Annotated in this window: 22 protein-coding genes; 9 read left to right on the forward strand and 13 right to left on the reverse strand. The window is 60.4% G+C overall.

Features of this window, described 5'->3' with window-relative positions; all coding sequences use genetic code 11:
* Positions 1 to 186: 186 nt before the first annotated feature.
* A complete protein-coding gene (locus tag KHA73_RS00345) occupies positions 187 to 1,104 on the forward strand; it encodes a DMT family transporter (protein WP_234587343.1) in 918 nt (305 codons plus the stop codon).
* Here the strand turns inward: KHA73_RS00345 and pdxR are convergent.
* Positions 1,101 to 2,597, reverse strand: coding sequence for a MocR-like pyridoxine biosynthesis transcription factor PdxR (gene pdxR / locus KHA73_RS00350; RefSeq protein WP_234587345.1), 1,497 nt, complete (start codon positions 2,595 to 2,597; stop codon positions 1,101 to 1,103). The genes KHA73_RS00345 and pdxR overlap by 4 nt on opposite strands.
* A 290-nt stretch (positions 2,598 to 2,887) precedes the next feature.
* Between pdxR and KHA73_RS00355 the strand changes: the two genes are divergently transcribed.
* On the forward strand, positions 2,888 to 3,814 hold the full coding sequence (locus tag KHA73_RS00355) for an arginase family protein (RefSeq protein WP_234587347.1): 927 nt from the start codon (positions 2,888 to 2,890) through the stop codon (positions 3,812 to 3,814).
* Here the strand turns inward: KHA73_RS00355 and KHA73_RS00360 are convergent.
* The 8 genes from KHA73_RS00360 to KHA73_RS00395 form a co-directional block, all read right to left on the reverse strand.
* Positions 3,811 to 4,434, reverse strand: a complete 624-nt coding sequence (locus tag KHA73_RS00360; RefSeq protein ID WP_234587348.1) for a helix-turn-helix transcriptional regulator — start codon at positions 4,432 to 4,434, stop codon at positions 3,811 to 3,813. The genes KHA73_RS00355 and KHA73_RS00360 overlap by 4 nt on opposite strands.
* A 65-nt stretch (positions 4,435 to 4,499) precedes the next feature.
* Positions 4,500 to 5,039, reverse strand: coding sequence for a fimbrial protein (locus KHA73_RS00365; protein ID WP_234587350.1), 540 nt, complete (start codon positions 5,037 to 5,039; stop codon positions 4,500 to 4,502).
* Between the two features lie 17 nt (positions 5,040 to 5,056).
* Positions 5,057 to 6,061, reverse strand: coding sequence for a fimbrial protein (locus tag KHA73_RS00370; protein WP_234587352.1), 1,005 nt, complete (start codon positions 6,059 to 6,061; stop codon positions 5,057 to 5,059).
* A gap of 11 nt (positions 6,062 to 6,072) precedes the next feature.
* Complete coding sequence (locus KHA73_RS00375; protein WP_234587354.1) at positions 6,073 to 6,684, reverse strand: fimbrial protein; 612 nt, start codon at positions 6,682 to 6,684, stop codon at positions 6,073 to 6,075.
* A 10-nt stretch (positions 6,685 to 6,694) separates the two neighbouring features.
* Positions 6,695 to 7,441, reverse strand: a complete 747-nt coding sequence (locus KHA73_RS00380; RefSeq protein ID WP_234587355.1) for a fimbrial biogenesis chaperone — start codon at positions 7,439 to 7,441, stop codon at positions 6,695 to 6,697.
* Between the two features lie 24 nt (positions 7,442 to 7,465).
* The gene (locus KHA73_RS00385; protein ID WP_234587357.1) at positions 7,466 to 9,967 is read right to left on the reverse strand and encodes a fimbria/pilus outer membrane usher protein; all 2,502 of its coding nucleotides are present in this window, start codon (positions 9,965 to 9,967) and stop codon (positions 7,466 to 7,468) included.
* Between the two features lie 90 nt (positions 9,968 to 10,057).
* Positions 10,058 to 10,606 (reverse strand): fimbrial protein, encoded by a 549-nt coding sequence (locus KHA73_RS00390; protein WP_234587358.1) that lies wholly within the window; start codon positions 10,604 to 10,606, stop codon positions 10,058 to 10,060.
* Positions 10,607 to 10,689: 83 nt separating this feature from the next.
* A complete protein-coding gene (locus tag KHA73_RS00395; RefSeq protein WP_234587360.1) occupies positions 10,690 to 11,220 on the reverse strand; it encodes a fimbrial protein in 531 nt (176 codons plus the stop codon).
* Between the two features lie 760 nt (positions 11,221 to 11,980).
* On the opposite strand from KHA73_RS00395, the gene KHA73_RS00400 reads away from it, so the two are divergent.
* The 5 genes from KHA73_RS00400 to fetB all read left to right on the forward strand — a co-directional run bounded on the left by KHA73_RS00400 (position 11,981) and on the right by fetB (position 15,503).
* Positions 11,981 to 12,394: a hypothetical protein gene (locus KHA73_RS00400; protein ID WP_234587361.1), complete on the forward strand. Its 414-nt coding sequence runs from the start codon at positions 11,981 to 11,983 to the stop codon at positions 12,392 to 12,394.
* 2 nt (positions 12,395 to 12,396) lie between these two features.
* Positions 12,397 to 13,569 carry an FKBP-type peptidyl-prolyl cis-trans isomerase N-terminal domain-containing protein gene (locus KHA73_RS00405; RefSeq protein ID WP_234587363.1) on the forward strand — a complete coding sequence of 391 codons (1,173 nt, stop codon included), beginning with the start codon at positions 12,397 to 12,399 and terminating at the stop codon, positions 13,567 to 13,569.
* Positions 13,570 to 13,587: 18 nt separating this feature from the next.
* Complete coding sequence (locus KHA73_RS00410) at positions 13,588 to 13,878, forward strand: FaeA/PapI family transcriptional regulator (protein ID WP_234587365.1); 291 nt, start codon at positions 13,588 to 13,590, stop codon at positions 13,876 to 13,878.
* Between the two features lie 187 nt (positions 13,879 to 14,065).
* Entirely contained in the window at positions 14,066 to 14,743 is a 678-nt protein-coding gene (gene fetA / locus KHA73_RS00415; RefSeq protein WP_234591158.1) for an iron efflux ABC transporter ATP-binding subunit FetA, read from the forward strand.
* Positions 14,730 to 15,503, forward strand: a complete 774-nt coding sequence (fetB, locus tag KHA73_RS00420; RefSeq protein WP_234587366.1) for an iron efflux ABC transporter permease subunit FetB — start codon at positions 14,730 to 14,732, stop codon at positions 15,501 to 15,503. The genes fetA and fetB overlap by 14 nt, the downstream gene beginning before the upstream one ends.
* A 42-nt stretch (positions 15,504 to 15,545) precedes the next feature.
* Here the strand turns inward: fetB and KHA73_RS00425 are convergent, their stop codons facing one another.
* Together KHA73_RS00425 and KHA73_RS00430 are read right to left on the reverse strand one after the other, a co-directional pair.
* Positions 15,546 to 16,382, reverse strand: coding sequence for a TIM barrel protein (locus KHA73_RS00425; RefSeq protein WP_234587368.1), 837 nt, complete (start codon positions 16,380 to 16,382; stop codon positions 15,546 to 15,548).
* 43 nt (positions 16,383 to 16,425) lie between these two features.
* Positions 16,426 to 17,868, reverse strand: a complete 1,443-nt coding sequence (locus KHA73_RS00430; RefSeq protein ID WP_234587370.1) for a sugar porter family MFS transporter — start codon at positions 17,866 to 17,868, stop codon at positions 16,426 to 16,428.
* A 538-nt stretch (positions 17,869 to 18,406) separates the two neighbouring features.
* Here KHA73_RS00430 and KHA73_RS00435 point away from each other — a divergent pair.
* Both KHA73_RS00435 and iolB read left to right on the forward strand, forming a co-directional pair.
* On the forward strand, positions 18,407 to 19,912 hold the full coding sequence (locus tag KHA73_RS00435; protein WP_234587372.1) for a CoA-acylating methylmalonate-semialdehyde dehydrogenase: 1,506 nt from the start codon (positions 18,407 to 18,409) through the stop codon (positions 19,910 to 19,912).
* A gap of 86 nt (positions 19,913 to 19,998) precedes the next feature.
* Positions 19,999 to 20,820, forward strand: a complete 822-nt coding sequence (gene iolB, locus KHA73_RS00440; protein ID WP_234587374.1) for a 5-deoxy-glucuronate isomerase — start codon at positions 19,999 to 20,001, stop codon at positions 20,818 to 20,820.
* 42 nt (positions 20,821 to 20,862) lie between these two features.
* Here the strand turns inward: iolB and KHA73_RS00445 are convergent, their stop codons facing one another.
* Positions 20,863 to 21,699: a MurR/RpiR family transcriptional regulator gene (locus KHA73_RS00445; RefSeq protein ID WP_061799529.1), complete on the reverse strand. Its 837-nt coding sequence runs from the start codon at positions 21,697 to 21,699 to the stop codon at positions 20,863 to 20,865.
* Positions 21,700 to 21,904: 205 nt separating this feature from the next.
* Positions 21,905 to 23,836 carry a bifunctional 5-dehydro-2-deoxygluconokinase/5-dehydro-2-deoxyphosphogluconate aldolase gene (locus tag KHA73_RS00450; RefSeq protein WP_234587375.1) on the reverse strand — a complete coding sequence of 644 codons (1,932 nt, stop codon included), beginning with the start codon at positions 23,834 to 23,836 and terminating at the stop codon, positions 21,905 to 21,907.
* Positions 23,837 to 23,850: the final 14 nt, after the last annotated feature.

Here is a 23,850-nt window from a genome sequence, read left to right on the forward strand (position 1 = left end):
GGCGCAGGTTCGGTTACTGGTCCGGCAATAATCTTTCTATCCGGATCTGTAGGTGAACCACTTTATCTGAAGAATAAGGGGGGAGCCCGGCTGTCGGCCGCGGCGGCGTATTCTTTCATTCAATATGACAGCGTCTCGCGGGTTGCCGAAATGCGGTATGCCTCAGGCGTGCGGAGTGGTAGCGGAATGGACAGTCAGTCAGAAAAATCTCTCGTTGTTACCGGCCTCGATCGTCGCGGCTCAGGGCGTGCGACCCAGGGTTGGGCCAACGGCTTTTTGGGTATGCTTATTTTCAGCGGATCGCTGCCCGCCACCCGGGTGGCGGTGCTGGAGCTGGATCCGCTGTTCCTGACGGCCGTCAGAGCGGCGATCGCCGCCCTGCTGGCGTTGTGCGCGCTGTGGGTAACGCGCCAGGCGCGGCCGGCGCGGGCCGATCTGCCGGCGTTGCTGTCGGTGGCGATCGGCGTGGTGATCGGCTTCCCGCTGCTGACGGCGTTGGCGTTACAGCACACGACCTCCGCGCACTCATTGGTGTATATCGGCCTGCTGCCGCTGGCGACGGCTTGTTTTGGCGTGTTGCGCGGCGGGGAGCGACCCAAACCGGCATTTTGGGCATTTTCCGTCGCGGGCGGCCTGCTGGTGGCGGCCTTCGCGCTGAGCCAGAGCAGCGGCGGCGGCTGGCAGGGCGATGCCCTGATGGTGGGAGCGGTGCTGCTGTGCGGCCTGGGTTATGCCGAGGGCGCAGTGCTGTCGCGGCGGATTGGCGGCTGGCAGGTGATTTCCTGGGCGCTGGCGCTCGCTTTGCCGCTGACGCTGGCGGCGGCCATCCTGACGGCACCGGGCGGCTGGCCCGCCGTCAGCGGCGGTGCCTGGCTGTCGCTGTTCTACGTCTCGGTGTTCAGCATGTGGATAGGTTTTATATTCTGGTATCGCGGCCTGGCGCAGGGCGGCATTGCGGCCATCGGGCAGCTGCAGCTGTTGCAACCCTTTTTTGGCCTGGCGCTGGCGGGGCTGGTGCTGCATGAACGCGTCCAGCCGGCGATGATCGCCGTGATGGCCGGCGTGTTGGTCTGCGTGTTCGGCGCCAAGCGTTTTGCCCGCTAGGGCGCCGGGCCTGCGGCGCAAGCCTGAATAACCTGGCCGAGCTTTTGCACCGCCCGATTGACCGCCAGATCGGTGTAGCCGCCCAATCCGAGCACTAACCCCGGTTTGCCGGTGCCGGCGGCGTACATTGGCGACACCGCGCGCAGCGAGAGCCCGGCCTGGTTGGCGCTGCGCGCCACCTGCAGGTCGTCGAGACCCGCCTGCAGCCACAGCACCGTATGCATGCCCTGATCGCAGGGCTGCAGCCAGGCCAGCGCCGGGTCGACGTGTGCGTTGATCGCCTCAATCAATACCCGCCGTTTTTCCGCATAGACGCCGCGCATTTTGCGGATATGCCGATCCAGATAACCCTCGGCGATAAAGCTGGCCAGCACATGCTGATCGGCGCTGGGCGGATGACGGTCCATCAGCATGCGAGCGCCGCAAAAGGCGTCGATCAGCGGTTCGGGAACGATGGCGTAGCCCAGCCGCAGCGAGGGGAACAGCACTTTGCTGAAGGTGCCCAAATAGATCACCCGGCCGGGATCCAGCCCCTGCAGCGAGGGGAAAGGGTGGCCGGCGTAGCGCATCTCGCTGTCGTAATCATCCTCAACGATCCAGGCCTGCTGCTCTTTTGCCCACGCCAGCAGGGCGGTTCTTTTCGCCATGCTCATCGGCATGCCGAGCGGATACTGGTGCGAGGGGGTGACGAAGACGGCGCGGGCGCGGTTGGCGAGCGCCTGGCCGGCGGCGACGTCGATGCCGTCGTCGGCGACCGGCACCCGGATCATGCGCCGGTCGTTGAATACGCTGTCAAAAATGGCGGTGATGCCCGAATAGGCCGGATCCTCGACCCAGGCGGCCTCACCGGCGTCCAGCAGCAGTTGTGCGGCCAGGTACAATCCCTGCTGGGTGCCCGACGTGATCATCACCTGCTGCGGCGTGCAGCTGACGGAGCGGGAACGGCGAACGTATTCGCAGATGGCTTCGCGCAGCGGCAGCGCCCCCATGGGATCGCCGTAGCCTGACGGCGCACCCGGCCCGCGTGCGCGGATGCGATTGCCCAGCCTGCGCCAGATATCGTCCGGCGCGGTGTCGCCGGTGGGTACCGAAACGGCGAAGGGTACCGGCGGCAGCGGGCGCACCTGGGCGGCGAAGTCGGCCAGCCGCCGCGCCTGCTGCGGCAGTGGTATCGGGTCGGTAGCGTGCGGCCTGGCGGGGGACTGGCGTGCACGGCGCGGCTCCAGCGAACGGGCCACGCGGGTGCCGGAACCCGGCTGCGGTTCGAGAAAGCCTTCGGCGGTCAGCTGGGCGAAAGCCTCCAGCACCGTGCCCCTGGCCAGGCTGAGCGCGCTCGATAGCCGGCGAGTGGAGGGCAGCAGATCGCCGGCTTTGAGCTCGCCCTTATGGATGGCGTTGCGCAGCGCCCGGGCCAACTGATGGCTCAGCCGGCCCGCCTGGCGATCGAGCTGGCCAATGGCGGGAACCTCAACGACTTTGGCTTTTCTCGGCATAGATTCTGGCCCACTACAAAGAGAGAAAATGATGAGTCAGAATAAACCACAAACGGCGGCCGAAACAGGTTATGTCTCGGGATCGACCGGATTTTCTCGCTGCACAATCAGCGGGTCGGCCGGCGTGAACGGCAGCTTGGGAAACGCAGCGGCCGGCACGCCAAAGGTGGCGGCCGACACCTCCGGTCAAGCAACGGCGCCAGGTTTCTGTCAGCGGGTGGCGCTATACTTTCCGGCGTCGTTGTTCCGGCTAAACAGGTTCTCGGCCCGTTTTTCATTAGGTGACTCGTATGCAGATTATTCTGGCACCAACCAATCTGGGGCTAAGCCCTTTGCGCCCCGGGCATATTCCCGGTACCTGGCGCGCGCCGCAGGCGCTGATGGCCCAGCGGCTGGCGCAAAGGCTGGGGGCGAGCGGCGTTAGCGCTTTGCCGCAGCCGGTATATTCGCCGCTGGCGCAGCCGGGCACCCGCATTCGCAACGGCCACGCCATTCGCGCCTTCAATTTGCAGTTGGCCGCCGAAGTGGCGGGGGTGCAGCAGCGCGGTGATTTCCCGCTGGTGATTGGCGGGGACTGTTCGATTTTACTGGGGGCGTTGGCCGGCTCGCGCAGCGCCGGGCCACTTTCGCTGGTGCATATCGACGGGCACAGCGATTTTCGTCATCCCGGCAATTACGACCCCGGGCAGATGTTGGGGGCGGTAGCGGGGATGGATCTGGCGTTGGCCACCGGGCGCGGAGAGGCCTTGTTAACCGAGTGGCCCGGCGTTACCGGGCCGCTGGTGCCGGAGCAACAAATTGTTCAACTGGGCGAGCGTGAGAGCCGGGATGCGGATTTTGCCTGGCCGGATATCAATCAGACGGCGGTTAAACGCCTCGACATCTTTGCCGCCAATCAGATGGGCAAGGCGGAAATTATGCAGCAGATCGAACGAACGCTGGCCGCCGAAGCGCAATGGCGCTTTTGGCTGCACCTCGACGTGGACGTGCTCGATCGGGAGATCATGCCGGCGGTGGATTCCCCCGGCAGCCCCGGCCTCGATCGTCTGTGGTTGGAATACATCGGCGCACGGCTGCTGCAAAACCCGCTGTGTTGCGGCATGACGCTGTCGGTATTCGATCCCGACCTCGATACTGACGGCCGGTATGCGGCGCTGATCGTCGAGATGCTCGAGGCGATGTTCGCTCACGCGGGCCAGACGCCGCGGCGGCCTTAGTTCAGCCCCATCTGATTCAGCAGCATTTTGTTCAGCTCGGTATTTTTGTGGACGTTAAGTTTGCGCATTGCCGAGCGCTTATGGGCGCTGATGGTTTTTTGGCTGCGGTGCAGCATGCCGGCGATGGTGCAGGCGGACATGCCGGTGCTCATCATCCGCAATATCTTTTTTTCGCAGCTGCTCAGTGCGGCGATGCGGCACTTTTGGCATTTCCACAGGCCGCCGGCGTGCTGCGCCAGCCAGGGGTGCTGGCAAAACCGTTCCAGCGCCGCCTGCAGCTTGTTGCGGACGGTATAGGCGGCATCGCGCCGGTGGATGCTGAACAACGCCGGGTGGGCGCGTAGAGGCGCCGGGGCGTAGTCGTCCAGGATCAGCAGCGTCACCTGCCGGTGCTGCGGCGTCTGCAGCGGGCTTTGGTAGCAGCAGGCGCATCCCCACCGATCTTCCGGCGTGCGGAATACCACCTCAATCTGCTCCAACCGCTGCAGTTCTATCGGCGCCAGTTGGGGATACAGGCGATGGCATTCGTTCAGCGCATGCAGGTAATCCTGCAAGAGCAGGCGCAAGCCTTGCTGATAAAAATTATCGCTGTCGAACAGGGTAAATCGAATATCAGGCATGGGTTACTCCGCAAGACAGGCCGTTTTTTGCGTGGACATATCGCTTCTTCCAGAAGACGCCGGGCTTATTGGTAGGCCAGCACGAAGTTGGCTACCGAACTGAATTCGCCTTCGGTAATGGTTTTATTCTGAATAGCGCTCGGGTGGCCCTGCACATAGGCGGTGAAATTCAGCACGTTGGGGCCATTTTGCAATGCCACTGCGCTGCTCGCCCGGTTCAGATCGAGCTCCGCTCCCTGGTGGTCGAACAGGGCGATGGCGGCGCCGTTGTCGCCGTTATTGATCGCCAGTTTGCCCGGCAGCTCAGGGTCCTCGGTGCCGCTAAAGGTGACGTTGACCGACTTGAACACCGACGTTTTGCAGTCGGTCAGTTTGATGTTGAAGGGCACCGGCACGGTGTGGCCGTAGCGGTACAGGGTTTTGACGATCACCGTCCCCATCTCCACCAGTTGATCGGCCGACTGCGGCTCGATATTGCATGGCCGGCTCACCACGGTGCCGTGGAACTGCAGCGGCGAACCGATAAGCTCGGTATCCGCCGTGGCCGGCAAAGCCGCAAACCACCAGGGCATGCAGCTCAGCATCGCTAAAACGCGTAGACGCATCTCTGTTTCTCCCTCAGTTACTGGAATGCCGCCACAATGGTGGCCGACGCGTTGAATTCCCCTTCGTCTATCTCCTTGCCGCCGTTGGCCAACGGGGCCGCCACCAGGTCCCAGCTGCCGCCGTTGCCGACATTCGGCACCGGATAAAATTCGTTCGGGACCACCAGCCGGCCGTTGTGCGTGAGCTGGATGCCGAGATCGTTTTTATCGGTTTTAAACGCATTATTGGTGAAGGGCGCCGCCGAGCCGGAGACCGCCAGCTTGATATTCAGGGTGCCGTCTTCAAAGCTGCCGCCCTCGCACTGGAAACGCACCGGAATGTTCTGCGGATAGTTGCTGCCGTTCAGGTTGCTGCCGCCGATTTCGCCGAATTCCACGTTGATCAGCTGGCCCTCGTTCACCACGCATTTGTCCGGCACGTAAAGAATGGCGGACTGAATAAACACCTGCGCCATCGGATTGGGGCCGAACCCGCTGCCGACGGTGCCCAGGCGGCCGTACATCTCGATGATCTGCCGGTCGTTGATCTGCACGCCGTTGATGATCTTTTTACGCACCCGAAAGGTGATGCGGCCTTTGGAGCCGCTTTCATAGTTATTGACCTGGACGTAAGGCGGTGTGCAGGAGTGATTGGGATAATCGTTGGACTGGTCGTAAAAAGGCACCGTCACGTAGGCCTTTTTATTGCCGGCGATCCACACCTCGGCCTTTAAATCCAAAAAGTCATTCAGCTGCAAAAAGCCGTTGCCGTAATCGGAGGCGGGCAACGCCGAATCCGATTTATAGTAGTGCGGGCTTCGGGGGATAGAGGTGCTGCAATAGGCTTTGCCGGTATACTGGCCGCCCAACGTATAGGGGAACACCTTGGTAAACCCCACCTGGTTGGTGATGTTGCTTTCATTGAGATCGATATAAAACTGCTTCGCCCCCCCGTCCGGCGTTACGTAGCCGTTGGCCCACACGGCGGGGGCCGCCAGCGCAAACGCCAGCGGCAGGCAGAGTTTAACGCGTTGATTTTTCATGTTATCGAGCCTCACAGGTAAACCACCTGAATGTGCGCTACCGCGGCGAATCCCGCCGCCATTACCGCCCGCTGGGTCGATTCCACGCTGGCGCTGAACCACAGGGTGTTGCTGCCGGGCTGCAGAATGTAGGGGTGGCTTTGCTGGTTAAGCGCCAGCGGGCGACCCTGCTGATCTTTCAGCCGCAGGCCGATGCCCTGCACTCCGCCGTTCAGTTTCAGCAACTGCGGATTGTTGATGTCGCTTTCACCGAGAAACACCAGCGTGGCGGCCTGTTCCCCCTGCAAATAGAGCCGGTTGGCGTCACCGTTGCGTGGCCCGGCCGGGTTATCCGCCAGCGCCCGGGCGCCCAGCAGGCAGTTGCGGAACGAAAGACGAAAACGCACCGGCGCGCTCTGATCGCCGGCGTTCTGGAATGCGCGCGCGTTGACGTCGCCCAGATCGATGGACTGATCCTGGCTGTCCGGCGTCAGGCTGCAGGGGGAACTGAGCAGGCCGCCATGAAAACTGACGGTGCCGGTGGTGCCCTCGATCGCGCCCAGCGGCGTCGCCGCCGTTGCGCCGCCGCTCAGCAGCAGGGCGCATAACAGCAGGGGCCGCAGGCGGCCGGTGAATTCAGCCATGCCGATCTCCTTATTTTTTCTCGGGCACCACGTTGCACACGCCGCCGTTGCAGGCGAAGCGCAGCTCGGGGTGGCCGCCGTAGTCGTTGATATAGGTGACGACGAAGCTGTTCAGGCCGTTGTCGCGCAGCGGGATGTTTTCGCTGGATTTCGGTTTCAACATCAGCGGCTGGAAGTCGCTGAGCGCGCCGCCGCCCTGTTTTTGCGTCTGGCGCGTGATGCCGGTCAGGGTGATGTAAAATGGCGTCGGGTTTTCGATGGTGAAGCCGCCGCTGCTTTTACGAAACACCAGCTTCTCCTGCCAGACGGCCCCTTTAGGGGCGACTATGGCCTTCGGCCGGTAAAACAGCTTGATCTGCGTCTGCAGCGCCAGCTGCATCACGTTGGTTTTGCTGCTCTTTGGCGGGATCTCGCGCAGGTTGAAGTAAAATACCGATTCGCGATCCTGCGGCAGGCGCTCGGCCTCCGGGGTTTTGGTAATGCGCACCAGGCTGCGTTCACCGGGCTCCACCCGCTGCAGCGGCGGCAGCACCACCAACGGAGAGGTGATCTTCCGGTGCTGTTCGTCTTCCAGCCAGGACTGCGCCAGGAAGGGCAGTTCTTTGTTCTCGTTGACGATATTCAGACTGATCGATTTGGCGTCGCTCAGGTAGACGGCGCGCGTGCGATCCAGCGATATCGCCGCGTTAGCGGCGGGAATAGCGGCCGTCAGGGCCAGGCCGGCGGCGGTCAGTAGCGTTATCGGGTGTTTGTTCATATCATCGTTTCTCAGCGTTACGGATTACAGTTTGGCGCAGGGCAGCAGCAGCTGGTCCAGCGGTTTGGCGGCGCCTGGGATCACGATGCGGCACTGGCGCTGCCCTTCCCAGGCCACGTCCAGCCGTTCTTCCGGTTGGACGCCGGTCAGGTAAACCGACCCGCCGTCGTTCACCACCGCCACTTCGCGGCCTTTTTCGCTCAGCACCGTGGCGCCGAAGGGCGGTTCGCTGCCGTCGGCCAGCTTGATGGTGGCCAACAGCTTGCTGCCTTTCACCACCTCAAAGTGGCGATAGCCGATGGCGCCTTCGGTCAGCGTGCCCTGCACCACGGCGCGGGTGGCTTCCACGTCGTCCGCCAAGGTGTTGACGTCGATGCGGGTGTCGGTGTTGTAGTAGCTGGTGATGTCGGAGATCACCGCCACCCCGAAGCGGTTGCTGTAGGCGCGGCCGTTATTGATAGGCACCCCGGCGACGCCGTCGGTATCCAGCATCATGCGGCTGCCGCCGTTGCTGGCGTTCTGGTGCGCGGCGATGCCGTGCCGGGTCGCGGTCAGGCCGCCGCGGAAGGAGCCGCCGATCGAGGAATAGCTGTCCTGCTGGTAAGAGGCGCTGGCGTTGAGCGAACCGAACGAAGCGTTGCGGGTGTAGTAACCGCGCGCCAGCGATTTGCCGGACTGATTGAAGCCGCCGCTCACCTGCCAGGTGCTGTTCGGATCGGTATAGTCGTTGTAGGACGCCATTTGCGTGACATCGCTGTTGGTGGTTTGCAGCGTATAACCGATGCGCCGGCGGTCGCCGATCGGCACGCTGAAGTTCAGCATTACGCTGTCGTCGGTGCGGCCTTTATAGCTGGTGCGATAGGCCGACAGCGAGGCGGTGATGTTGCTGACGTCACCGACGCTGAACAGCTTGCTGGCGGACAAACCGTAGCGATCTTGCGTCCTGGCGTCCCAGTACGTCTGGTGCGAATAGGTCAGGTAAGCCGTGATAGCTTTGGCGCTGTCCTCCGCCATAAAGGTTTTGCTGGCGGTCAGGGTATACAGCTCTTTCTGACGCCCGTCGTAATTGTCGTCGCGGCTGCCGTAGCGCTCCTGCAGGTACTGCGACATGTTCATGAATTTGCGCTGCGAGAAGCGGTAGCCGGCGAAGGTGATCTGGCTGTTCAGCTCATCGAAGCGCTTGGCGTAGTTGACCTTGAACGACAGGCCGCTGGCGGTCGGCTCGCCCGGCAAGCGGGCGATTGACTGGGTAACGTCCGCAGACATGGCGCCGAACACGTTCAGATCGCGGCCCAGGCCGAGCGACCAGGCGTTGTAATTGCCGCCAAGCAGCGCGCCGCCATACAGCGACCAGGCGTTGCTCAGGCCCCAGGAGAAATCGCTGGCGGAAAACAACGGCCCCTGCGTGCGGTGATCGTAGGCCGAAGGCTTGCCCAGCGCGATGTTGTAACGCACGTAGCCGGGGCGGGTCAGGTAAGGAATGGTGGCGGTATCCACCTGAAAGGTAGAGATGCTGCCGTCTTGTTCCTCGACCTTGACGTCCAGCCGGCCGCGCACCGAGCTGTTGAGATCCTGAATGGTGAACGGCCCGGCGGGCACCGTGGTTTCATACAGCGTGCGGCCATCCTGGGAAACGGTGATCTTGGCGTTGCTTTTGGCAATGCCGCGTACTTCAGGCGCGTATCCCTGCAGGTTTGGCGGCAACATGCGCTCATCGTTGGCCAGATTGACGCCGGTAAAGCGGTAAGCATCGAAGACGGCCGAGTCGAGATAAATTTCACCCAGCGTTAGCTTGGCGGCCTGCATCGGCAGCGCGCGATAGGCGTAGATCTGGTTCCAGTCGAAGCCGCTGTTGCGTTCGCCGGCCTGCTGGTTGTAGTTGGCCTGATAGTCCGCCCGCAGGCGCCAGGCGCCCATGTTAGCCCCCAGCGTGCCGTAGCTGCTGAAGCTTTCGGCGGTGTTGTTGTTGTGGCTCTGCTTACCGGCCTGGCCGCTGAGGTTGTAGTCCAGCAGCAAACCGGGAATGCCGTCATCCCATTGTTCGGGCGGGGTCCAGTCGGGATCGGAATATTTCATCCAGGCCTGCGGAATGGTGATCGCCAGCACCCCGCCGCCGATGCGGCTGGAAATGGTCGCCCCTTTGATGCCGCTGAGATCGGCGCAGGCGCCGTCGCGCCATAGGGTGATTTTCTTGGCGGCCTCTTCTTTCAGCGCCATCTTTTCTACCAGATCGGGCGGCAGGCACACCCGGCTGCCCGCCTGGTTATCCCCGGCCGGATAGTACTGAATGTTGCGCTGCGGCAGCGTTTTCTGGTTGATCTTGATATCCAGCAGATAGGCGCCGGGCATAACGTAGTCGGCATTGGAAAAACGGGATAAATCCACTTTGCTGCGGTCGCCGATATCCAATACGTCGGTATTGAATTCCGTCTCGGAAAATGCCGGACGCACCCAGAGGAAAGACAGAATGACGATGATGGGTATTTTTTTCCGTGTCAGTAATGACGTCATAGAATAATCACTCATGGCAAATCCGCGCCCAATAGCAGGTCATCCTGTACGACCTGAATACGTATTTCGTGATGCTGTTCAGTCCCCGTTGGCGAGGCGCCGACGCTACAGATAAGACAGGGTAAATTTGGCCAGCGAACTGAATTCGCCCGCCCGCGCCCTATCGGAGTGAATGCGCAACTGGGCGCCAAAGCGCAGCCGGTTGTCGCCGGTGACAATCAGGTAATCCGCAGTGGTGCTGCCGAGCGGTATCGGGACGCCTGATTCGGTTAGCAATTCGATGGCGACGCCGCGTGCCGTGCCCTGAACGCCAAGCAGCGCCGGATCGCGGCTGTCGGCGGTGCCGTCGAAGGTGACGTTGGCGGCGCGATAGATAAAGTCGGGCTTCACCTGGCTTGCCAGCTCGCAGTTCACCAGCTTGATCTCAAAAGTGCGGCGGCTGCCGATCAGCGCCGGGTTGGCTCCCTGCGCCGCATCGCTTATTGAAATCAGGCCGAAATCAACGGATTGATCCAGGCTTTCTCCGGCGATGCCGCACGGCGTTTCGACGATCTCGCCGCCCAGGCTGACCTTACCGTGGCCCTGATCTTTCGCCGCCGCCGTGCTGCAAACGCTGAGCGTGATAAGCAGTGCGCCCCAAAAGTGGGTTTTCATGCGGGTATCTCCCTGTCGCGACCTGTCCTATTGCCCGTTTCGGCATGCATAAAACGGGGGGCGCTCTGGCCCCCCAACGGGAATTACAGGTAAGCCAGGGTGAAGTTAGCCACGCTGGTGAAGTCGCCCGGCACTACGGCGCCAGATGCGCTGCTGCCCTGCAGGTAAGCGGCGAATTTCAACGAGTTGTCGTTTTCGGTCAGGCCCTGGCCATCGGTTGCGGTGCCCAGCTCTACGTCTTTGGAGTGCAACATGTCATAGATCACGATGCCGGCGCCGGTCGCGGTGCCGCTCAGCGCCAGCAGCTTGCTGTTGTCCGGATCAGGCGTGCCGGTGAAGGTCACCTTGACGTTTTTCATGGTCGACAGTGAACAGTCTTTCAGCTCGATGTTGAACGGTTGCATGCTGGATTTGCCTTGCTTATCCAGGACGCGGTTGCTGATCTGGCCCATAGGAACGGTCTGATCGACGGAGTTAGGGTCGATGCTGCATGGGGCATCAATGATTGAACCGGTGAAGGTCACTTTACCGTTGCCCTGATCAGATGCGGCGTGAGCAACAGATGCGGAAGCGAAAGCAATCACGGTTGCCAGCATTAATTTATTCAGTTTCATTTCTCAGGTTCCTGTAGAGAGTATTTAAATAAAAAGAACAGCACATCTAAATCCCCTGCGACGGCGGCAACATTATGTCGACAGCGTCGCAGTTGGAGCCAGATCCTTTTGCTCTGGGCAATACGCCACCCTCCGTTATTTATGATGAATAACGAAAGTCATTGGAAATCACCAATGGATTTCCGTGAAAGTAAAATATGAATATCGGCATAGCGTCTTGCTGGGAATATTCTTGCAAATAATAGACTTGTTTGGAAATAGCTTTTATTAAATCAAGTCAAATTCAGAATATAAAACCAAAAGGAAAAAGAAATATATATTCTTTAAAATCAATAGATCGTATACAAATATTATCCAGTATAAATCACTATATAAATAACGATATGCGAGATATTAGATCGAGGGAAATAGGGTTCGCACTACAATTCACAATATTGTTTTGCTAATATCGCCCTCAGGCAGCAGATGATTAATGCCTGAACGGCAACAAATCATTAATCATAAATGGTTGTTTTTATTTATGTTGTTTGTGACACGCTTTCAGAGTGTGGCGATTCTTTTTGAACCGAAAACAAAGGCTTCCGCCATTTTAATTAACAAAAAAATAACAATATTGAGGGCGGTTAATTATTCCGTCCTCCCACTGCCATCACGCTTTTTTCGGTATTTAACCCATTTTGATTAATCAAAAACGGTCAGAGGATGTGGAAGTTCGCTACATAATGATGACCTAAGTGACAAATAAGGGATGAAACACGGAATGATTACCACAGTTAATGTTTTTAATGGTCGTTGTGCAGGTGCGCTGGCGATATTGATAATGTCGGCGGTGTCGCTTTCAGGTTGTGTAACCAAAAATAGTGCAGGTACGGATCCTGTGAAAAAAGTTGCACAGACTAATCTTAGTGATAAATCCGATGAGCAGCGTATTGCGCTTTGCCAGCAAAGGGTTAATTCGTTAAAAAATATTAATCCGCAGAGCTATCAAAAACGCATCGCCTATTTTAATGGCCTGCTGTCTAACGCCTCCGGTTATGCGGGCATTCGCAACAATGTGGATGCCAGTACCCGTAAAGCCATAGATGCGCTTTATAAATATAAAACGGAAAAATTTTGCGCCGACGTCGAGCACGAGCTGATGTCCGACCTTTCCAACCGGGTTGAGAACCTATAGCCATGAACCAATTTGCGGAAGGAGCCGCAGTTATCTTGCTGTTATTGGCGGGGTGCGGCATGGCCGGTGCCAGTGACGACGGCATTCCCGCGCTGCTGAAATTCGCCGAACGACAACAGGCCCCGGCGGTAAAACCGGCGGAGCCTGCGCCGCGAGCCGAAGCGGGCGCCGCCAGGCCCAGAAACGCCGCCCCTCCCGCCGGCGATAGCCTGCGTTTAACCACGCTGAATCAAACTCTGCGACAGCAGGCCGAAACCATCCGCCGGCTGGAACAGCGGCTGGCGGATCTGAAGGCGCCGCCCGCGCCGCAGCCGAAAATCACCGAAATCGATATTCGACCGCTGGCGCGGGCGCTGCAGGGGCTGCGCCAGGCGATGGCCCCTGCGCCGGAGCTGAGCGCGCTCGCCGCAACGTTGGCCCAGGCGGAGCAACGGCGCGCAGGGCTGGCCAGCCAATTAACGCGGCAGCAGCAGCGGGAAGAAGAGCGGGTGCAACGGCTGGAACGGCAGCTGGCTGAACGGCAACGGGCGCTTGAACCGCCGCCGTTGGCCAGCGCTGCGGATAAGCAGGCCTATGCCGCCGGGGTGTCGCTGGGCCGCGACATTGTGCAACTGCAGCAGGATAACCGCCGCCTGGGGCTGACGGTGGATCAGGCGCGGCTGCTGGCGGGCATCAGCGATACCCTGGCGGGCCGCCAGCGGCTGGATGACACCGCCATCGACAACGCGTTGCAGGCCGCCGACCGCGCGCTTGAGCTGGCGCAGCAGCGCGGACAGCCTGACGGGAAAGCCTACCTTGCCGACTTCGCCAAGCTGCCGGGCGTGCAAAAAGACGCGCTCGGTTTCTATTACCGGGTGGACTATGCCGGCAATGGCCGGATTGGCGCCGACGATCGCGTCGATATCGTGGTGCGTGAAAGCCTGCCGGGCGGCACGGTAATCAAAGATATGGAACTGGCCGGCACGGTGATTTCCCAGGCGCTGGCGCAATACCCGCCGCTGTTTCGCGCCGCGATCGGCAAATTGCAAAAACACGGTTCCATCACCCTGGTGGTGCCGCCGGCGTTGGCCTATGGCGAGCGGGGCAGCCCGCCGGTCATCCCGCCGAACGCCACCATGATTTACACCCTGCGCGTGGCTGACGTGCTGCCGCCGAACGGGGATGCTCAGAAGTAACCACTCAGGAGGAATGCCATGGCTAAGGAGCCGGGAACATATGAAAGCAGGAAGTTACGGATGCTGAACGTGTTACAGGTATTGTGCAGGGAGCGGGCTGAGGGGGCGGGGGGGCATCACCCGCCGCCGGAACAGTGGCCGAAAACGCGCGAGCTGGCGGATCGGTGCGGCGAGAATATTTACACCACCCGCACGCTGCTGCTGGCATTGGAAAAAGAGGGGAAAGTTCATTGCACCCATCGCAGCATCAATAATTCCCTGCGTTGGTATATCTGCGCCGCGCGTACATCGGCCGGAACAGAGTCATAGATAATTTTTGTTTCTTGTTGACTACCTTTCGCAGCTAATCATTAAAAAAACTTATCGTTCTGACGGGGCTCGGATCCCGTCAGAACGTCGGCTTTGTTACCTTTCATGACCAGCCATTGCCAGTATGTTTTTTGTCGCCATATACTTACCCCCTAACAGCCAACGGATGTAGGGAGCCGGCGCGATGGTGAAGGACAGCAAAGTAATACTCAGATTGGATGATATTCATTATCAAATAGATGGCCAGGTGATCCTCGATTCCGTCTCTTTTGGCCTCAGGGAAGGGGAGTTCAAGCTGATTACCGGCCCCTCCGGCTGCGGCAAGAGCACCCTGCTTAAAATCATCTCCTCGCTGATGGATCCTACCCGCGGAACCATTACCTTTGATGGCCAGGCCATCACCGCCATGCAGCCGGAGGACTACCGCAAACAGGTTTCTTACTGTTTCCAGACGCCGTCGCTGTTCGGCGATACGGTGTACGACAACATCGCGCTGCCTTATCAGATCCGCAAGCAAAAGCCGGACGAACAGAAAATGCAGGCCGATCTGGTGCGCTTCGGGCTGCCGGGCAACATATTGAAAAAGAGCATCAATGAACTTTCGGGCGGCGAGAAGCAGCGCATTTCGCTGATCCGCAACCTGCAGTTTATCCCTCGGGTGCTGTTGCTGGATGAAATCACCAGCGCGCTGGACGAGGACAACAAGCGCAACGTCAACGAACAGATCCGCCAACTGGTGGCGGAACATCGGTTGGCGGTGCTGTGGGTAACGCACGATACCGAAGAAATCAGGCATGCGGACGAGGTGATCACGCTGCCTGCGCATACCGCCCAGCAACGGGAGCACGCCGATGAACCAGCATAACATCACCAATGAATCATTAGGGTTGTCGATGGTATTGGTGGTTATCGCCATCCTGATCAGCCACCGGGAAAAGCTGGCGCTGGAAAAGGACATCATCTGGAGCATCTGCCGGGCGGTGGTGCAGCTGATTGCCGTCGGCTATGTGCTGAAATATATTTTCGACCTGAACAACGCTGCGCTGACCGTGCTGATGGTGCTGTTCATCTGTTTCAACGCCGCCTACAACGCCAAAAAGCGCAGCAAATATATCGAACGCGCGTTCGTCACCTCGTTTATCGCCATCACCACCGGCGCGGTGCTGACGCTGGCGGTGCTGGTGTTGACCGGCTCGATTGAATTCACGCCGATGCAGGTGATCCCGATTGCCGGCATGGTGGCCGGCAACGCCATGGTGGCGGTGGGGCTGTGCTACACCCAACTCGGGCAGCGTTTCAAGGGCGACCAGCAGAAGATCCAGGAGATGCTCAGCCTGGGCGCTACGCCGAAATTCGCCTCGGCGGGGCTGATCCGCGACAGCATCCGCGCCTCGCTCATTCCCACCATTGATTCGGCGAAAACCGTCGGGCTGGTGAGCCTGCCGGGCATGATGTCCGGCCTGATCTTCGCCGGCATCGATCCGGTCAAGGCGATTAAGTACCAGATCATGGTGACCTTTATGCTGCTGTCCACCGCCAGCCTGTCGACCATCATTGCCTGCTACCTGGCCTACCGCAAGTTCTACAACGCCCGCCACCAGCTGGTGGTCAGCAGCCTGAAGTAGCGCCATTAAAAACGGCCTCCGCGGAGGCCGTTTTACCGTCTATCACCCTTGCAACAGGGCGATGCTCTGGCGGATTTCACGTTCAATATCCGCCTCGGACCAGCCCTCCAGCTGCGACGAGAACGGCTCGAAGGCGTAAATGCCGGTATAACCGAGGCGTTCCAGGTTCTGCACCTGCCGCCGGCTTTCCAGCCGATCCCGCTCGCTCAACATGATGCGCTCTTCATCGCTCAAGCTGTCTTTGGCTCGTCCGTCCTCTACCCCGGACAGGTGCACCAGGCCGATTTGCGCCACCTGGATTTGCGCGTCGAACTCGGCCTGCGCCACGCCGCTCAGGTAGTGATGGAAGGTATCGAGCACGATTTTGTAGGGCGCGCCCGCGTCGCGGATCAGCGTCTGCGTCAGCAACGACGAGCGCAGCGAGCTGATGCCGAAGCCCAGCGGCTCCACGTAGCCCTGCACGCCGTAGCGCTGGAACAGCGGCGCCAACAGCTTCAGCGCGGCCAGCGTATCGTCCCGTTTTTGCTGCTCGCTGCGCGCGTCGCCGGCGCTGCAGTGCGGGCACAGCACCAGCGCCTTGCTGTGAATGGCCTGTGCCTGGCTCAGCAGGGCTTGCGCCCGCTGCTGCAGCGCCGCCGCATCATCCAGCAGGTTAAACATGCCGAGCGCGTTGATGGTGACGATCTCGATGCCGTGCTCCGCCGCCAGCGCGTTGAGCTGCGAGTCGCTCAGATCGTCCGTGACCTTGCCGCTGGGCATATCGTTGCGCAGCTCAACTTTACTGAGCCCGCACTGTTTCACCAGGCGGAAAAAACGGTCCAAATCGAGGTTTGGGGCGATCTTGCGGTTGATGCAAAAACGGTCCAGCGCAATGGTCATGATGCATGCCTCCTGGTATCAGGGTCAGTTAAGGTGCGTTCGATCAGGGTTTGCCGTTTTCCAACGGCGCCTGCGGCGTTTCGGCCAGCGGCTGGCGATCGCGCTTGGCCATCACCACCTCCTCCATCTTCTCCAGCGATACGCCTTTGGTCTCCGGGATATAACGGCCGATAAACCAGTAGCTGAACAGGCAGCAGGCGGCGAAGATCCACATCGGGAAGGCGCCGTGGAAATGAGAGAACAGATAAGGGTTGTCGTTGATCATCGGGAAGGTTTGCGACACCACAAAGTTGGCCAGCCACATGCAGCCGACGGCGATGCTCATGCCCTGTGCGCGCATGCGGTTGGGGAAGATTTCCGACACCAGCACCCAGGCTCCGACGCCCCATGACAGCGCGTAGAACACCATGAAAAACAGCATGCCGAACAGCGCGAAATAGCCGGTGGCCTGGGTATAGAGCGCATATGAAGTGAGCAGCAACCCGGCGATGGCGCCCAGCGTGCCGTAGCGCATCAATGGAATGCGCCCCATGCGGTCCATCAGCATGGCGCCGATCGCCGAACCGACCAGCTGCAGTACGCCGATCCAGATGGTCTGGAACAGCGCTTCCTGCGCATTTTCGGTGACGGTTTTCAGCACCACCGGCGCGTAGTACATCATCACGTTAACGCCGGTGACCTGTTGCAGCATGGCAATCATGCAGCCGACGAACAAAATGAAACGCACCCGCACGTCGCCGTAGTTCAGCTTCTGCTGATGCTTTTGCCGGTCCTGACGCAGCGAGTCCTTGATCTCCTGCAGCAGGTTTTGCGCATGCGCGGCGTTGGAGACCTTGGTCAGCATCGCCAGCGCCTGAGCGTCCCGCCCCATCATCACGTTCCAGCGCGGCGACTCGGGAATGATAAACACCAGCAGGCAGAACAGGACGCAGGGGATAACGCCGGACGCGAACATCCAGCGCCAGCCCATTTCCACCAGCCAGGCTTCGCTGGCGATGCTGGCGATTTTGAAGTTGACGTAAAAAATCACGATCTGGCCGAACACGATGGCGAACTGCTGCATGCTGAGCGCGCGGCCGCGCATGTCTTTCGGCGAGACTTCCGACATGTACATCGGCGAGACGGTGGCGGCGATGCCCACCGCCAGGCCGCCGATAATGCGGTAGATAACGAACCAGGTGAAGGTAGGAGCCAGCGAGGCGCCCACCGCGGAAATGGTGAACAGCAGCGCCGCCAGCATCAGCGCCTTCTTGCGGCCGTAGCGCGCCGCCAGCGGCCCGGCGGCGAAAGCGCCGACCACGCAGCCGATCACCACGTTGGAGACCGCCCAGCCGGTTTGCGCCGGGCTGAGATCAAAATAGGTTTTCAGGGCTTCGATCGCGCCGGAGATCACGGCGGTGTCGTAGCCGAACAGAATGCCGCCGAGTGCCGCAATACCGCAAATGCGCAGTATGTACCCGGTATTATGCTTACGCTGATATGACATGTAATGCTCCGATTTTTATCCTGGCTTTCGCGCGCAGTAAGGAAATGGGGAGAGGGCGGCGAAAGGGTGTGAACCGTGCCTGTCATCAAGGCGGTGATAGTCGGTTGATTCTGCGGTAAACAAGAACATTTATTTCATAATTAGTGAATAATGAAATATTGATTTTTAGATCCAGTTCAAAAAAAACCGCAAACCGCCGGCAAACTTCCGTTGGCTGAACGGCGCGCCGCCGGGCGCCGCACGTTGAACCTTTTCTGTATAAAAGTCATGGGGCATTGACGCGATCTTGCGTGCTGCGCCAGAAGAGGCGATTGGCCGTCATGTAATGGCTTTGCATGAGACAACGACAAAACTGCGACCTTCCGCACTAAAAACAAAATTTCTAAAATAATTTATTTGAAACTTTTTTTTCAATGAAATAGAGTTTGCTGCATCCGGTCAGGATTTAGCCTGTGTGCGGGCGCCGCCTGGCAGACAGGATGATTAACGCCATGCCGTTTGCGGCCAGGCGACAGCGGACTTGAAAAGAGGGTGTGACATGAAAACCGTGGGTAACTTTATTGGCGGGCAAGTGTGCCTGAGCAGCAGTAATCAAACCGTCGACGTGCATAACCCGGCGACCGGGCAGGTTGAACGCCGCGTCACCCAGAGCACCGCCGCCGAGGTAAAACAGGCCATCGACGTGGCCCATCAGGCGTTTGCCGACTGGTCGCGCACCACGCCGCTGCGCCGCGCACGCGTCATGTTCAACTTCAAGGCGCTGCTGGAGCAGCACCGCGACGAGCTGGCGGCGCTGATCGTCAGCGAACACGGCAAGGTCTATTCCGACGCCCTGGGCGAACTGACCCGCGGCATCGAAGTGGTTGAATTCGCCTGCGGCATTCCGCACCTCATCAAGGGGGAGTATTCGCCGGAGGTCGGCGGCGGCGTTGACAGCTTCTCGCTGATGCAGCCGCTGGGCGTGGTGGCGGGCATTACCCCGTTCAACTTCCCGGCGATGGTGCCGATGTGGATGTTCCCGATCGCGCTGGCCTGCGGCAACACCTTCGTGCTCAAGCCGCCGGCGCTGGTGCCTTCGGCTTCGGTGCGGCTGGCCGAACTGCTGAAAGAAGCCGGCCTGCCGGACGGCGTGTTCAACGTGGTGCACTGCGCCAACGAAGATGCGGCGCAGCTGTGCACCGATCCGCGTATTCAGGCGGTGAGCTTCGTTGGCTCGTCCACCGTGGCGGAGCATATCTATACCACCGCCAGCGCCCACGGCAAGCGGGTACAGGCCTTCGGCGCGGCGAAGAACCAGGCGATCGTCATGCCGGACGCCGATCTGGACGCCACGGTCAACGCCCTGATGGGCGGCGCTTTCGGCTCCGCCGGCGAACGCTGCATGGCGCTGCCGGTTGCGGTGGTGGTCGGCGACAGCACCGCCGACAAGCTGATCGCCAAGCTGAAACCCTTGATTGCGCAGCTGCGCGTCGGCCCGGGCATTCAGCAGGGCGGCGAAGAGAATGAAATGGGCCCGCTGGTTTCCTCCGCCCACCAGAAAAAGGTGCTGGGCTATATCGATCTCGGGGTGGAAGAGGGCGCCACGCTGGTGGCCGACGGCCGCAACTATCAGGTGGCGGGCTATCCCGAGGGGTACTACGTTGGCGGCACGCTGTTCGATAACGTGAAGCCGAACATGCGCATTTACCGCGAAGAGATCTTCGGGCCGGTGCTGGGCATCGTGCGGGTGCCGGACTACCAGACCGCCATCGACACGGTTAACGGCCATGAATTCGGCAACGGCGCCGCCATCTTTACCAGCAACGGCCACTACGCGCGCCAGTTCGTGCAGGAAGTGCAGGCCGGGATGGTTGGCGTCAACGTGCCGGTGCCGGTACCGATGGCGTTCCACAGCTTCGGCGGCTGGAAACGCTCGGTGTTCGGCGCGTTGAACGTGCACGGCACCGACGGCGTACGTTTCTATACCCGCATGAAAACCGCCACCGCCCGCTGGCCGACCGGGCAGCAGACGGTGTCTGAATACAGCATGCCGACGCTGGGTTAAACCCCGTACCGGCAGACCAGGGCCGTTACTTCATTGGAGTGACGGCCGCTGCATTTGTAACGCTATAGGTTAACAGGAGAATCGTCATGTCTTCACTGCTTGCCAAATGTCAGCAGCCGAACGCCCAGGGGCGTATCCAGCATGTCACCCCGGAAAATGCCGGCTGGCGCTTTGTCGGGTTCGACGTTTATCGCCTGGCGGCCGGTGAGTCGCTGCAGCTGGAAAGCGGCGACCGGGAGCTGTGCCTGGTGCTGGTGGCCGGCATCGCCTCCGTCGCCACCCTGCGGGCGGAATACCCGCATATCGGCAAGCGCATGAGCCCGTTTGAGCGCACGCCGCCTTATGCGGTCTACGTGCCGCATCAGGATCGCATCGAGGTGCGGGCGGAAACCGATTTGGAGCTGGCGGTCTGCAGCGCCCCGGGCGGCGGGCATCTGCCGTCGCGGTTGATCACCCCGGCGGATGTCGGCGTCGAGCGGCGCGGCAAGGGACGCAATCAACGCCTGGTGCATAATATTTTGCCGGACAGCGAACCGGCCGACAGCCTGTTGGTGGTTGAGGTATATACCGACGAAGGCAACACCAGCTCTTACCCCAGCCATAAGCACGATCGGGAAGACTCGCCGGATGAAACCTATCTGGAAGAGACCTACTATCACCGCATCCAGCCGGAGCAGGGTTTCTGCATGCAGCGCGTGTATACCGACGATCGTTCGCTGGACGAATGCATGCCGGTCTATAACCGCGACGTGGTGAAAGTGCCGCGCGGCTACCATCCGGTCGCGACCCTGGCCGGTTACGACAATTACTATCTCAACGTGATGGCCGGGCCGGTGCGGCTGTGGAAATTCACCTGGGAGAAAGATCACGCCTGGATTAACAGCGACGGTTATCCGGCGGCGAAATAAGCGTTATCCGGCCCGGCTTGCCGGGCCTGTTGTTATTCAGCGTTACTCGTCCTTGGCGTTGTTCAGCGCCAGCGAGACCGCCAGGGTTTGCGCCAGGCACATCGAGGCGACCTGCGAGCGGAACCCGTCCACCTGCGCTTCGCGCACCACAAAGCACACGTCGCTAAAGGCCGCCAGTGGGCTGACCTGGCTGTCGGTGATGGCTATCTGTTGCGCGCCGCGCTTGGCGCCCAGTTCTACCAACTCCAGCGCTTCTTGCGCATACGGCGAGTAGCTGATGGCGATCACCACGTCCTTTGGCTTCACCATGCTCAGCTGTTCGGTAAACATGCCGCCCAGCCCGTCGATCAGAAACGCGCGGCGTTCCAGATGGCGCAGCGCATAGGTCAGGTAGGAGGCGACGCTAAACGAACGGCGCAGGCCAATCACGTAGATGTTCTCGGCATTGTTCAACAGCTCGACGGCGCGGTCCAGCTGCTCGGGCGCGATCTGCATCGCCAGCTGCTGCAGCGCCTGGGCGTTGACCATGGTGAAGACGTTGAGAATTTCGGCCGGTTTTTCCGGCGCTACGTTGTCGTCGGTGGAGGTTTGGCGGAACAGGCGCGCACGCTCGGTATAGTTGACCGTTTCCTCCATCAGGTGCTGGCGGAATACCTGCTTCATTTCGTTGAAACCGCTAAAGCCGAAGGCGTTGGCGAAGCGGATCAGCGTGGAAGGCGGGACGCTGGCCTGTGCGGCGATGGAGGCGACGGTATCGAAAGCAATGCTGTTACTGTTATCCAAAATATAGCGCGCCACCTGCTTTAAGCGTTTGCTCAGCGTTTCATAACGGTGGCGAATCTCATCCTGTAACAGCGAAAGTTGAGTTGGGTTGTTCATCCATTCGGCTCGCAGTGTGGGCTAAGGCGTATCGGCCTGACGCCTGAATTATTGACAGGCTATTCTAACAGACGGAGTGGAAATTTCATTTCCTCAAAAAGCGATTTATTCGATCGCAAGTTGCGTGACTTCACAGAAAATCGGCAAAAAAATCCCCTTAAAGCGCTGAAAATACCTTAAGGGGCGGATAACGCGCAGCGGCCGCCTAGCTTGCGCTGCCGGTCTGCGGGCGGTACTGGCGCCAGAAACCGATCAGCGTCAGGTATTTTTGTTTCACCTGCTCAATCAGCGCGGCGTCGTCCAGCTCGCCCTGCAGCCAACGGCGCGACGGCTGGCCGAAGATGGTGCGGCCGACGGCAAAACCTTTCACCCAATGGGCGTCTGCGGCGGCGGCGAAGCCGGCCTTCAGGGTTTCTTCCGGTGAATCCAGACCGAGGATCAGTACCCCGCGGCAGTGGGGATCGCTGGCTTCAATCAGCGCGCCGACCTGCTGCCAGTTGGCGGCGCTCAGCGGCGGCAGTTTCCACCAGTCCGGCTGCACGCCCAACTGATAGAAATGCGCCATCATTTCCAGATAGTAGCGCTCATTTTTGTCGGCGCTGCTTTCCGGCAGGATCACCTCGAGCAACAGCTCATGGCCGGATTTGCAGCAGCCGCGATAGATGTCGAGGATCAGCTCATCCTGCTCGCGGCGCAGTTCGGCGGCGTCGTGCGGGTGGTAAAACACCAGGCATTTCACCACGTGTTCCTGCGGCCAGTCGGTCAGCTGCGAGCCGATATTGCCGTGCTCCAGGCGCAGCGGGCGCGAACTGGGCAGCTCGACCGGGCGACCGATCCACCAGCCCTGGCCGGTGATGGCGTTCAGCGCCGCCTGGCCATAGGTGGTGTCGGCCAGAATGCCGCTGTTGCCGTGCAGCCCGGCCTGTTCAGCGGCCTGTTGCGCCGCCTGCAGCAGCAGGGTTTTCAATTTGGGAATGCGCTCTTCGCCGACGTTGGCCTCGCGCGCCATATCCGCCAGCTGCTTGCGGTGATCGAAGGCGAACACGCACAGCTCCGGCCATTGCTGCTTGCGGGTGGTTACCCGATGCAGGTGGTTCAGGCGCGCGTCGCGGTCCGGACGTTTGACCTGGCGTTCGCGCAGCAGATAGTCATCCAGTTCGAGTTTGGTCGGCATCGCCGGCGCGCAGCCATGGCGCGACACCACCAGCGCGCCGCAGGCGTTGGCGTAGCGGCAGGCCCGATCCCAACCCTCGTCATTCAGGTAGCCGCGCAGCAGGCCGGACATAAAGGCGTCGCCGGCGCCGAGCACGTTCAGCACCTCTACCCGCACGCCGGAGTGCAGCTTCACCTCGCGCCAGTCGTCGGCGATATCGCCTTCAAATACCGAGCAGCCCTGTGCGCCGCGTTTGCACACCAGCGTGGCGCGGGTGGCCTGGCGCACGTTTTTCAGCGCGGTCAGGGTGTCGATACTGCCGCCGGCGATATGGAATTCCTCTTCGGTGCCGACGATCAGATCAAAGTGGTGCAACACTTCCTGCAGTTCGCGGGTCACCTTGGCCGATTCGACAAAGCGGGTTTCGCCGTCGCCCAGCGAGGTCAGGCCCCACAGCACCGGGCGGTAGTCGATATCCAACGCGGTGCGCAGGCCGTGGCGGCGGGCGTATTCCAGCGCCTTCAGCACCGCCGCGCGGGTATTGGGGTGCGACAGGTGGGTGCCGGTGATGGCCAGCGCGCGCGACGAGGCGATGTAGGCCTCGTCGATATCATCCGGCGTCAGCGCCATGTCGGCGCAGTTGTCGCGGTAGAAGATCAGCGGGAAGGTTTCCTGATCCTTGATGCCGAGGATCACCAGGCCGGTCAACCGCTGCGGATCGGTGATCAGGCATTGGGTATCGGCGCCCACGCGCTGCAGCTCTTCGCGCAGGAAACGGCCCATGTGCTCGTCGCCGACGCGGGCCAGCATGCCGGACTTCAGCCCCTGAATGGCGGTGCCGTAGGCCACGTTGCCGGAAGAGCCGCCGAGATATTTGGAGAATGTGCTGGCATCTTCCAGACGCGCGCCGATCTGCTGAGCATAGAAATCGACGGCGATACGCCCGAGACAAATGACATCAAGCTGTTTTTCTTGTGTAGCCATACCCGTTTCCTTCT

This window comes from Serratia entomophila (assembly GCF_021462285.1).
GTDB lineage: Bacteria > Pseudomonadota > Gammaproteobacteria > Enterobacterales > Enterobacteriaceae > Serratia > Serratia entomophila.